Origin of the sequence: Pseudomonas sp. 44 R 15 (genome assembly GCF_900004965.1) — a bacterium.
GTDB lineage: Bacteria > Pseudomonadota > Gammaproteobacteria > Pseudomonadales > Pseudomonadaceae > Aquipseudomonas > Aquipseudomonas orientalis_A.
In genome coordinates, this window is the sequence record NZ_CVTU01000105.1 from 51,465 (window position 1) to 65,018 (window position 13,554).

Below are 13,554 nucleotides of genomic sequence, written 5' to 3' on the forward strand. Positions count from 1 at the left end.
ATGAATGCTGAAGACTCCTTGAAACTTGCTCGCCGGTTTATCGGGTTGCCCCTGGAAAAGCGCCAAGTGTTCCTGCAGGCCCTGCAGAAAGAAGGCGTGGATTTTTCCCGGTTTCCGATTCCGGCGGGGGTGGAGGCAGAGGACCGCCAGGCGCTGTCCTACGCGCAGCAGCGCATGTGGTTTCTGTGGCAGTTGGACCCGGCCAGCGGCGCCTATAACCTGCCCGGCGCCGTACGCTTGAAGGGTGCGCTGAGCCTGGACTCCCTGGACCAGGCGTTCGCCAGCCTGGTGGCGCGCCACGAAACCTTGCGCACGGTGTTTCAGCGCCAGGCGGATGAGCGGCTGGCCCAGGTTCCAATCGAACCGTCAGGGGTAGTCGAGCACCTGGACCTCAGTAACTTGGCCCCCGCTGACCGTGAGCAGGCCGTCAACGCGTCGGCAACGCGTCAGTCGCTGTTGCCGTTCGACCTGGAACACGGCCCGCTGCTGCGCGTGCAACTGCTCAAGCTCGATGCACACGAGCACGTGTTGCTGCTGACCTTGCACCACATCGTCTCCGACGGTTGGTCGATGAATGTGTTGATCGACGAATTCATCCGTTTCTATGACGCTCACGAGCGCAACGAAGCGCCGCAATTGCCGGCGCTGGCGATCCAGTACAGCGACTACGCCCTCTGGCAGCGTCGCTGGCTGGAAGCCGGCGAGCAGGCGCGCCAGCTGCAATACTGGCAGGCGCGCCTGGGCGATGAACACCCGGTGCTGGAGCTGCCGACCGACCGTCCACGCCCGGCCATGCCCAGCTACCAGGGCACGCGCCACACCTTCGAGATCGACCCGGCGCTGGCCGCGCAATTGCGCACGTGCGCGCAAACGCACAACGTCACCTTGTTCATGCTGCTGCTCGGCGCGTTCAATGTGCTGCTGCATCGCTACACGGGGCAGGGCGATATACGCGTCGGCGTGCCCATCGCCAACCGCAATCGCACTGAAGTCGAAGGGCTGATCGGTTTCTTCGTCAATACCCAGGTGCTGCGCACCGAACTGACCGGACAAACCCGCGTCGCCGAACTGCTGCAAGGCATCAAGGAACACGCCCTGGGTGCCCAGGCGCATCAGGAATTGCCGTTCGAACGCTTGGTGGAAGCCTTGAAAGTCGAGCGTAGCCTGAGCCATACGCCGCTGTTCCAGGTGATGTACAACCATCAGCCGGTGGTGGCGGACATCGCCTCCGTCAGCACCGCCTCCGGCCTGGAACTGGCCCTGGTGGAATGGCAGGGTCGCACCACGCAGTTCGACCTTACCCTCGACACCTATGAAAAATCAGGCACCCTGCATGCCGCGCTGACATACGCCAACGACCTGTTCGACGCGCCTTCCATCCAGCGCATGGCCCGCCATTGGATCAGCCTGTTGCAGGCGATGGTGGCGGACGGTGAACAGCGCATCGGCGAGTTGCCGATGCTGGGCGCTGACGAGCAGCAGGTATTGGTCAAGGCCTGGAACCACACCGCCGCGCCGTACCCGACCGAACGCGCGATCCATCACCTGATTGAAGACCAGGCCCAACGCACGCCGGATGCCCCGGCGCTGGTATTCGGTGAGGTCACCCTGACCTATGCCCAGCTTGACGCGCGCGCCAACCGGTTAGCCCATGCATTGCGCGAGCGAGGCGTCGGCCCGGATGTGCTGGTGGGGATCTGTGTCGAGCGTTCCATCGACATGGTCGTGGGCCTGTTGGCCATCCTCAAGGCAGGCGGCGCCTACGTCCCGCTGGACCCGGAATACCCTGGGGAACGCCTGGCCTACATGATCGACGACAGCGGCATCACGCTGCTGCTCAGCCAGCAAAACCTGTTGGCGCGACTGCCGACCGCAGGCATCCAGGTGATAGCCCTGGACCAGCCCGCCGACTGGCTCGACGCCTACAGCAGCGAGTCCCCGAACGTCACCCTCCATGGGTTGAACCTGGCCTATGTGATCTACACCTCCGGCTCCACCGGCAAGCCCAAGGGCGCCGGTAACAGCCATCGTGCGCTGGTCAACCGCCTGTGCTGGATGCAGCAGGCCTACGCACTCGATGGCAGCGACGCGGTGCTGCAGAAAACGCCGTTCAGCTTCGACGTTTCGGTGTGGGAGTTTTTCTGGCCGCTGATGACCGGCGCGCGCCTGGTGGTCGCCGCACCGGGAGAGCACCGTGAACCGGCCCGCCTGATCGAGACCATCGAGCGGCACGCCATCACCACCCTGCATTTCGTGCCGTCCATGTTGCAGGCGTTCATCCATGAGCCAGGTGTAGGCGCCTGCGCCAGCCTCAAGCGCATTGTCTGCAGCGGCGAAGCCTTGCCGTTGGACGCGCAACTGCAGGTGTTCGCCAAGCTGGCGAATGCGGCCTTGTACAACCTCTACGGCCCAACCGAAGCCGCGATCGACGTGACCCACTGGACCTGCATCGACGAAGGCGCCGACAGCGTGCCGATTGGCCGGCCGATCGCCAACCTCGGCACCTACGTGCTCGATGCCCAGCTCAACCCGGTACCGGCCGGTGTTGCGGGTGAGCTGTACCTGGGCGGCACCGGTCTGGCGCGCAGCTACCATCGTCGCCCGGCGCTGACCGCCGAGCGCTTTGTGCCGAGCCCCTTCGTGGCCGCTGAGCGCCTGTACCGTACCGGCGACCGTGTGCGTCAGCGCGCCGATGGGGTGATCGAATACCTCGGCCGCCTCGACCACCAGGTCAAGCTGCGCGGCTTGCGCATCGAACTGGGCGAGATCGAAACACGCTTGATGCAGCACCCGCAGGTGCGCGAAGCAGTGGTCCTGGTACAGGGCGGCAAGCAGCTGGTGGCCTATCTGGTCCTTGAAAGCGAGGCCGTCGGCGACCTCAAGGCCTGGCTGCTCCACAGCCTGCCGGAATACATGGTGCCGACCCATTTCATCACCCTGGCCAGGCTGCCGGTGACCGCCAACGGCAAGCTCGATCGCAAGGCGCTGCCACTGCCGGACACTGCGCCGCAGCAGGCTTTCGCCGCGCCTGAAAACGCCCTGCAACAAGCCTTGGCCGCGATCTGGAGCAGTGTGCTAGGCATCGAGGCCGTAGGCCTGGACGATAACTTTTTCGAGCTGGGCGGCGATTCGATCATTTCCATCCAGGTGGTCAGCCGTGCCCGTCAGGCCGGTATCCGCCTCAGCCCGCGCGACCTGTTCCAATACCAGAGCGTGCGCAGCCTGGCGCTGGTGGCGAGCTTCGATGAGCTCAATGCGATCGATCAAGGCCCGGTCAGCGGTGAGGTCATCCTGACGCCGGTGCAGCACGGCTTTTTCGCCCAGACCATCCCGGCGCGTCAGCATTGGAACCAGTCATTGCTGCTGACGCCGCGTGAAACCCTGGAGTTCTCTCGACTCGATGCGGCGGTGATGCAATTGATCCGGCATCACGATGCCCTGCGTCTGCGCTTCGTGGCGCAGGCCGAGGGTTGGCAACAGCATCACGCCGCGCAGGTCGGCGCATCGGCGTTGTGGCAGGCCCGTGCCGGCAGTGACGCCGAATTGGCCGCGCTGTGCGATGAGGCCCAGCGCAGCCTGGACCTGGAGCACGGCCCGCTGCTGCGCGCCGCCCTGGTCGACATGGCCGACGGTACCCAGCGCTTGCTGTTGGTGGTGCACCATTTGGTGGTGGATGGCGTGTCCTGGCGCATCCTGCTGGAAGACCTGCAACAGGCTTATCGCGAACAGACATTGCCGGCAAAGACCAGCGCCTACCAGCACTGGGCGCAGCGCCTGCAAGACCACGCGCAGGCCCTCGATCACCAACTGCCGTACTGGCAGGCGCAATCCATCGATGCCGAGTTGCCCTGCGATCACCCCGAGGGTGGCCTGCAAAATCGCCTGGGCGCCAAGCTTGAAACGCGCCTCGATGCCGAGCACACGCGCCAGTTGCTGCAAGAGGCGCCGGCGGCCTATCGCACCCAGGTCAATGACCTGTTGCTCACCGCCCTGGCACGGGTCGTCAGCCGTTGGAGCGGTCAACCCACCGCGCTGATCCAGCTGGAAGGACATGGTCGCGAAGACCTGTTCGATGGCATCGACCTGACACGCACCGTTGGTTGGTTCACCAGCCTGTTTCCATTGCGCCTGCAAGCCGATGGCGAGCTGTCCGGTGCAATCAAGGCGGTCAAGGAGCAAATGCGCGCCGTCCCCGACAAGGGCCTGGGCTATGGCCTGCTGCGCTACCTCGGCGCGCCGCAAGCGCGCGAATCCCTGGCCGGGCTGGCCGCGCCACGCATCACCTTCAACTACCTGGGCCAGTTCGACCGCCAGTTCGATGAGTCGGCGCTGTTCGTACCGGCCGGCGAGGGCAGTGGCCAGGCTCAGGACCCCGAGGCGCCGCTGGCCAACTGGCTGACGGTGGAAGGGCAGGTGTATGGCGCTGAGTTGGCCTTGCAGTGGGGCTTCAGTCGCGAGATGTTCGAACCCTCGACCATCCAGCGCCTGGCGGACGAATACGCCGCTGAACTCAAGGCCCTGATCGAACATTGCTGTGCCACGCCGGCCGGGCAGGTCACGCCATCGGATTTCCCCCTGGCACGCGTCACCCAGGCGCAACTGGATGCATTGCCGGTGGCCGGGCCGGCCATCGCAGACCTTTACCCCTTGTCGCCGATGCAGCAGGGCATGCTGTTCCACACGCTGTTGGAACCCGAGGCCCAGGCCTATATCAACCAGCTGCGCCTGGACATCGACGGCCTCGACCTGCTTGCGTTCGGGCGCGCCTGGCAGGCCGCGCTGGACCGTCACGACATCCTGCGCAGCAGCTTCCATTGGCTGGGCCTGGACAGCGCGCATCAAGTGATTCGCCGCCAGGTCGACCTGCAACTGCAAGTGATTGAAGACCCCCGCGCCGATTTCGATGCACTGGCCAACGCCGAGCGTACACGCGGCTTCGAACTCAATGCCGCGCCGCTGTTTCGCCTGGTGCTGGTGCGTGGCGCGGGCACGACCTGGCAGCTGATTTTCACCAGCCACCACATCCTGATGGATGGCTGGAGCAACGCCCAGTTGCTCGGCGAAGTGCTTGCTCATTACGCGGGCCGGGCCGTGCCTGCACCGCTTGGGCAATTTCGCGATTACCTGGGCTGGCTGCAACAGCAAGGCAATGGCGAAGCATTCTGGAAAGCCGAGCTGGCGCCATTGCCGGCGCCGACCCGGTTGGCCCAGGCGCTGCGCGCGCCGGTTGACGGTGCGGGGACTGCAGAGCATCACGTCGTGTTGGGCAGTGACTTCACCCAGCGCCTCGGTGAGTTCGCCCGCCAACATAAAGTGACCCTCAACACCCTGTTGCAGGGCGCCTGGAGCCTGCTGCTGCAACGCTACACCGGGCAGGCTTGCGTGGCTTTCGGCGCCACCGTGGCCGGGCGTTCCGCGCCGTTGCCGGGGATCGAGCAGCAGTTGGGCCTGTTCATCAATACCTTGCCGATCATCAGCGCCGCCTCGCCGGCGCAATCCGCCGCCAGTTGGCTCAGCCAGTTGCAGGCGCAGAACCTCAGCCTGCGCGATCACGAGCATGTGCCGCTCTATGACATTCAGGGCTGGGCCGGCCAGCAAGGCGCCGCGCTGTTCGACACGCTGCTGGTGTTTGAAAACTTCCCGGTGGCCGAAGTCCTGAAACAAGGCGCGCCGGCCGGCCTGACCTTCGGGCCGCTGCATAACCATGAGCGCACCCATTACCCATTGACCCTTGGCATCGAACTGGGCACCAACCTGCGCCTGGAGTTCAGCTACGACCGCGCGCAATTCAGCCAGTCTCAGGTCACGCGGCTGGGCGACAACCTGCACCATCTGCTGGCGCAACTGTTGGCCGACGCTCACGTCTCCCTGGGCAATCTGCGCCTGCTCGACGCCCCCGCGCAGCGCGACGTGCTTGCCCTCAGCCAGTTGCCGGCGACCGCCCGAGGTCATCTACACGCCCATGAGCGCATCGCCGCCCAGGCCCAGGCCACGCCGGACGCACTGGCGGTGCAGGCCGGCAGCGAACGCTTGAGCTACGCCCAACTCAACGCACGGGCCAACCGCCTGGCCCATCGCCTGCTGGCACTGGGCGTGGGCCCCGGCCAGCGCGTGGGCCTGGCGTCGCGGCGCGGTCCGCAACTGATCGTCAGCCTGCTGGCGGTGCTCAAGAGCGGCGCGGCGTACGTGCCGCTGGACCCGAAATACCCGGCCGAGCGCCTGGCCTACATGCTCGCGGACAGTCGCCTGGACCTGCTGCTCAGCGAAACCGGCTTGCTGACCGATGTGCCGTTGCCGACCGGGCTGACCCGTGTCGACTTCAGCGCCACGGGCGATGAGCTGGCCGACTGCCCGGCAACCAATCCGCCCAATCACGCGGCGGCGGCGGACCTGGCGTATGTAATCTACACCTCCGGCTCCACCGGCCAGCCCAAAGGCGTGGCCATCGACCATGCCGCCCTCGGCCAGTTCTGCGACAGCGCCGTGCTGTACAGCCAGTTGAGCGCAGAGGACCGCGTGCTGCAGTTCGCGACCTTCAGCTTCGACGGCTTTGTCGAGCAGTGCTACCCGCCGCTGTGCGTGGGCGCGGCGCTGATCATGCGTGGCGATGACCTGTGGGACGCCGGGCAACTGGCGCGCGAGATCGTTGAACAGGGCGTGACCCTGGCCGACTTGCCCGCCGCATATTGGTACCTGCTGGCCAAGGAATGCGTCATGCACCAACGCTCCCTGGGCCGGCTGCGCCAGGTGCATGTGGGCGGTGAGGCGATGTCCGTGGAAGGCCTGCGCGCCTGGCATGCTGCCGGGTTGGGCGGTGTACGGCTGGTCAACACGTATGGGCCGACCGAGGCGACGGTGGTGTCCAGCGTGCACGCGTGCCAACTCGATGATGCCAGCGACGCGTTCGGTGTGCCGATCGGGCGCGCGATTGAAGGGCGCTCGCTCTACGTGCTCGACAGCAGTTTCCAATTGCTGGCGACCGATGGCGTAGGCGAGTTGTGCATCGGCGCCGAAGCCGGTCTGGCCCAGCGCTATTTCGACCGCCCGGCGCTGACCGCCGAGCGCTTCCTGCCGGACCCGTTTTCCGCAGTCCCCGGCGCCCGACTGTATCGCAGTGGTGACCTGGCCCGTTACAACGAGGCGGGTGCGCTGGAGTACGTCGGGCGTATCGACCATCAGGTGAAGATTCGCGGCTTGCGTATCGAAATGGGCGAAATCGAAGCCGGCCTGCAAGCCTTGCCGCAGGTGCGTGAAGCGGCAGTATTGGCGCTGCCGAGCGCCACCGGTACGCAGTTGGTGGCGTACGTGGTGCCCGCTGCGGGCGTCGCCTTGGACACACAGGCACTGGCGGCCCGTTTGCGTCAGTCGCTGCCGGACTACATGGTGCCCGGGCAGTGGGTGGTGCTCGATGCCTTGCCGTTGAACAACAACGGCAAGCTTGACCGCCGCGCATTGCCGGTGCCGGATCTGAACCAGCACACACAAGCCTACGTGGCGCCCCACAGCCCGCTGCAAATCCAGCTGGCAGCGATCTGGCAGGCGGTGTTGCAGGTTGAGCAGGTCGGGCTGGAGGATCACTTCTTCGAGCGCGGCGGCCACTCGTTGCTGGCCACCCAGGTCATCTCCCGGGTACGGCATGCGCTCAACCTGGAAGTGCCATTGCGCGCGCTGTTCGAACAGCCGACCCTGCGCGCGTTTGCCGACGCCTGCGCGGCGTTGCAGGTGAGCACGGCGCAGCCGTTGGTGGCGCTGGAACGCGACCATCCGCTGGCGTTGTCCTTCGCCCAGGAACGCCAATGGTTCCTCTGGCAACTGGACTCCGCCAGCGCGGCCTATCACGTTCCCACCGCCCTGTACCTGCGCGGTCAGCTGGACATCGCCGCCCTGGAGCAGGCGTTCCAGGCGCTGGTACACCGCCATGAGCCGCTGCGCACCACCTTTGTCGAGCAGGGCGAGCAGACCCTGCAAGTCATCCATCCCGCCCTGGCAGTGACCATCGAGCGCCAGCGCGTCGAGTTGGCGGCGATCGAGCAGGCGGTGGCCGAGGAAATCCAGCGCCCGTTCGATCTGCGCAGTGGCCCGCTGATGCGCGTCAAATTGCTGGAAGTCGCGGCGCAGCACCATGTGCTGGTCATCACTCAGCATCACATCATCTCCGACGGTTGGTCGATGCAGGTGATGGTCGATGAGCTGGTGGCGCTCTACCAGGGCGACAGCCCATTGCCGGCGTTGCCGGTCCAGTACGCCGACTATGCCCAATGGCAGCGTGACTGGATGGCGGCCGGGGAAAAACAGCGCCAGCTCGATTACTGGTGCACGCGCCTGGGCAGTGAACACCCGCTGCTGGAGCTGCCTCTGGACCATCCGCGCCCGGCGGTGCAAAGCCATCGCGGCGCGCGCCAGAAGATCCATCTGGACAGCACGCTGGTGGCCGAACTCAAGGCGTTGGCCCAGCGTCAGGACGTAACCTTGTTCATGCTGTTGCTGGCCTCGTTCCAGACCGTGCTGCATCGCTACAGCGGACAGTCCGAGATACGTGTCGGCGTGCCGATCGCCAACCGCACGCGCCTGGAAGCCGAACGGCTGGTGGGTTTCTTCGTCAATACCCAGGTCATGCAGGCCGAGCTGCAGGGGCAAATGCCCTTTGCGCAGCTGCTGGCCCAGGTCAAGCAGCGCGCCCTCGAGGCCCAGGCGCATCAGGACCTGCCATTCGAGCAACTGGTGGAAGCCTTGCAGCCCGAGCGCAGCCTCAGCCATAACCCGCTGTTCCAGGTGATGTTCAACCACCAGGACAGCTTGCGCGCCGGCGCCGTGCACGTGCCGGGCCTGGCATTGCAGCCGCTGGACTGGGCCGTTCACAGCACCCAGTTCGACCTGAACCTGGAAACCGAAGAATCCGCCGATGGCCTGTGGGCGTCGCTGACGTACGCCACCGACCTGTTCGAGCCGGCGACCCTGGAACGCCTGGCCGGGCACTGGCATAACCTGCTGCGCGCCGTGGTACGCGATGAATCACAGGCGCTCGACGAACTGGCGATGCTCAGTGCGCCTCAGCGCCAGCAAATGATTGAAGACTGGAACCACACGCCCGCCGACTACCCGCACGAGCAATGCGTACATCAGTTGTTCGAGGCGCAAACGCTCGCCCGGCCGGATGCCACCGCACTGCGCTTCAATGACGTCAGCCTGAGCTACGCCGAACTCAACCGCCGGGCCAATCGCCTGGCGCACCGGTTGATCGCGGCGGGCGTCGGCCCCGACGTGCTGGTGGCGGTGCATGTGGAACGCTCCCTGGACATGGTGGTCGGCCTGCTGGCAACCCTCAAGGCCGGTGGCGCCTACGTGCCGCTCGACCCGCAGTTCCCGGCAGAGCGCCTGGCGTTCATGCTCGAAGACAGCAATGCCCGGGTGTTGCTGACCCAGGCGCATTTGCGCGGTCGTCTCGTACAGCCCCAGGACCTGCTGGTGCTGCTGACCGACGACTGCGACGGTGACGCGCACAACCCTCAGGTGGACGTTACGCCGGAGCACCTGGCCTACGTCATCTACACCTCCGGCTCCACCGGCACGCCCAAAGGCGTGATGGTACGGCACCAGGCGTTGTGCAGCTTTACCTGCGGCATGGCCGATACCTTGTCCATTGACGGCGATGCGCGTCTGTTGTCGTTGACCACGTTCTCATTCGACATCTTCGCCCTGGAGCTCTTCGTGCCGCTGAGTGTCGGCGCGACGGTGCTGTTGAGCGAGCAGACCATGGCCCTTGACCCGGAAGCCATCCTCGACCTCGCTCACAACCAGGCAGCCAACGTGCTGCAGGCCACGCCGTCGACCTGGCGCATGCTGCTCGACAGCCCGCGTGCGCACCTGCTGCGCGGTATCCAGTGCCTGTGCGGCGGCGAAGCGCTGCCGGCTGACCTGGCCCAGCGTCTGCTCGATTTGCAGGGCCCGGTGTGGAACCTCTACGGGCCGACGGAAACCACCATCTGGTCGGCGGCCCATCGCTTGCACGAGGCGCAGCCTTTTGTCGGGCGACCTATCGCCAATACCTCGCTGTTTATCCTCAATGCCGGGCTTACCCCCTGCCCGCAGGGCGCGGCCGGCGAGCTGCTGATCGGCGGAGTCGGCCTGGCGCGGGGTTATCACGCGCGGCCGGCACTCACTGCCGAGCGTTTTGTGCCGGACCCGTTCGGCCCGCCAGGCGCACGCCTGTACCGCACCGGCGACCTGGCGCGTTACCGTGAGGACGGCGTGGTCGAGTACATCGGCCGCGTCGACCATCAGGTCAAGGTGCGCGGCTTCCGTATCGAGCTGGGTGAAATCGAAGCCTGCCTGCGGGAGTACCCAGGCGTGCGGGAAGCCGTGGTGCTGGCGGACAACGACCGCTTGATCGCCTACCTGGTGACCACCACGGCGGTGGATTCACAGGCCTGCAAAACTGCGCTGCGCGAGCGGCTGCCGGACTACATGGTGCCGGCGCACGTGTTGCTGCTCGAGCGCCTGCCGCTGACCCCCAACGGCAAGCTCGACCGCAAGGCCTTGCCCAAGGTCGATGCCGGTCAGTTGCACAAGGGCCACCTGGCGCCTGTCACCGCGCGCGAACAACAGGTCGCGGCGATCTGGGCCGAGGTGCTGGAGGTGCCGCAGGTCGGTCTCGACGATCACTTCTTCGAGCTGGGCGGGCATTCCCTGCTGGCCACGCGGGTGGTGTCGCGGGTGCGTCAGGCGCTGGCGCTGGAAGTCGCACTCAAGACCCTGTTCGAGCAGCCCCTGCTGGGTGATTTCGTGCGCGCCCTCGGCGAGGAGGGCAGCACCGCACCGGCGCTGCTCAAGGCCGACCGCACGCAACCCTTGCCGTTGTCTTATGCCCAGGAGCGTCAATGGTTCCTCTGGCAACTGGACCCGCAGAGCGCGGCGTACCACATCCCCAGTGCCTTGCGTTTGCACGGCCCATTGAACGAAGCCGCGTTGCAACGCAGTTTCGACACCTTGCTGGCCCGCCATGAAAGCCTGCGCACTCATCTGCGCCAGGAAGCTACGGGGGCGGTGCAGGTCATCGAAGTGGTCGGCCGGATCGCTATCGACCACGGCGCCTGCGAGTACGCCGACCTCAAGGCCACCGTCGCCGCCGAGGTCGCACGGCCCTTCGATTTATTGCGCGGGCCTCTGTTGCGGGTCACGTTGTTGCGCCTGGCCGAGGACGACCACGTGCTGGTGCTGGTGCAGCACCACATCGTCTCCGATGGCTGGTCGATGCAACTGATGGTCGAAGAGCTGGTGCAGCTGTACGCCGCGTTCAGCCAGGGTCAAACCGCGGATCTGCCGGCGCTGCCGATCCAGTACGCCGACTATGCCGTATGGCAACGCAACTGGATGGAGGCCGGCGAGCAAACACGTCAACTGGCCTATTGGCGTGAGCAGTTGGGCGGCGAGCAACCGGTACTGGAGCTGCCGTTCGACTTTCCGCGCCCGGCCCTGCCAAGCCATCGCGGTGCGCGCCTGGGCATCGACCTGGCGCCAGGACTGCTGGAAGGCCTGCGCACCCTGGCGCGCAGTGCCGGCGTCACCTTGCCGATGGTGTTGTTGGCGTCCTACCAGGCGCTGTTGCATCGCTACAGCGGCCAGGAAGACGTGCGCGTCGGCGTGCCGGTTGCCAACCGCAACCGCCTGGAGACCGAGGGCCTGATTGGCTTCTTCGTCAACACCCAAGTGCTCAAGGCCGACCTTCACGGGCAGATGAGCGTCGAGCAGCTGCTGCGCCAGGTGCGCCAGCGCTCCCTGGACGCCCAGGCCCATCAGGACCTGCCGTTCGAGCAACTGGTGCAAGCACTGCATCCGGACCGCAGCCTCAGCCTGAGCCCGTTGTTCCAGGTGCTGTTCAACCACCGTGTAACGTCCGCCGAGCGTCAGTTGCAGCAGTTGACCGACCTGCACATCGAGGTCCTGGGCTGGGATGACGGCGTGGCCCAGTTCGACCTGGCGCTGGACGTGGAAGAAAGCCCGACGGCGCTGCATGCCTCCCTGAGCTATGCCACCGACCTGTTTGCACCCGCCACCATCGCGCGCATGGCCGGGCATTGGCAGAACCTGTTGCAGGCGATGGTGGCCGATCAGACTCAAGCCATCGGCCAGTTGCGCGTGTTGGATCAGCACGAGCAGCAGCACATCCTGCAACTGTGGAACCGCGCCGATGCCGGCTATCCGTCCCAGCGGCTGGTGCATGAGTTGGTCGCCGACCGTGCCCGGGAGACCCCGGATGCTGTCGCGGTGAAGTTCGATGCGCACACCCTCAGTTACGCAGAACTCGACACCCAGGCCAACCGCCTGGCTCATGCGCTGATCGCCCGTGGCGTCGGCCCGGAAGTGCGCGTGGCGATTGCCATGCCGCGCAGTGCCGAGATCATGGTGGCGTTCCTCGCGGTGCTGAAGGCCGGTGGCGTGTACGTGCCGCTGGATATCGAATACCCGCGTGATCGCCTGCTGTACATGATGCAGGACAGCCGGGCGCAATTGCTGCTCAGCCATACCCGCGCCCTGGCGCAACTGCCGGTCCCCGATGGGCTGGAGACCCTGGCGATTGACTGCAGCGAGCAATGGGCGCAGTGCAGTGACCGCGCGCCGAATGTGGCGCTGGACGGCGACAACCTTGCCTACGTGATCTACACCTCCGGTTCCACCGGCATGCCCAAGGGCGTGGCGGTGTCCCACGGGCCACTGGTGGCGCACATTATCGCCACCGGCGAGCGCTATGAAACCCGCCCGGCCGATTGCGAACTGCACTTCATGTCATTCGCCTTCGACGGCGCCCATGAAGGCTGGATGCACCCGTTGATCAATGGCGCCAGCGTGCTGATCCGCGACGACAGCCTGTGGCTGCCGGAATACACCTATGAACAGATGCACCGCCACAACGTGACCATGGCGGTGTTCCCACCGGTGTACCTGCAGCAACTGGCCGAACACGCCGAGCGCGACGGCAATCCTCCGGCGGTGCGCGTGTACTGCTTCGGCGGTGATGCAGTGGCCCAGGCCAGCTACGACCTGGCCTGGCGCGCACTGAAACCGACCTACCTGTTCAACGGTTATGGCCCCACCGAAACCGTGGTCACGCCACTGTTGTGGAAGGCGCGCAAGGGCGACCCATGCGGCGCCGTCTACGCGCCCATCGGCACTTTGCTCGGCAACCGCAGCGGCTACGTGCTGGACGCGCAGCTCAACCTGCAACCCATCGGCGTGGCCGGTGAGTTGTACCTGGGCGGCGAGGGCGTGGCCCGGGGTTACCTGGAGCGTCCGGCGTTGACCGCCGAACGCTTTGTGCCGGACCCGTTCGGCAAGCCCGGCAGCCGCGTGTATCGCAGCGGCGACCTGACCCGTGGGCGTCCGGACGGTGTGGTGGATTACCTGGGTCGCGTCGACCATCAGGTCAAGATCCGTGGTTTCCGTATCGAACTGGGTGAAATCGAAGCGCGCCTGCGCGAACAGGACAGCGTCGGCGAAACCGTGGTGGTGGCCCAGGAAGGTCCGACCGGCAAGCAGTTGGTGGCCTACGTGGTGCCG

Annotated in this window: 1 protein-coding gene; it reads left to right on the top strand. The window is 65.9% G+C overall.

All coding sequences use genetic code 11. The annotated features are described in order from the left end of the window. On the top strand, positions 1-13,554 hold a 13,554-nt coding region (locus BFP93_RS18945; RefSeq protein WP_065894297.1), incomplete at its 3' end, for a non-ribosomal peptide synthase/polyketide synthase.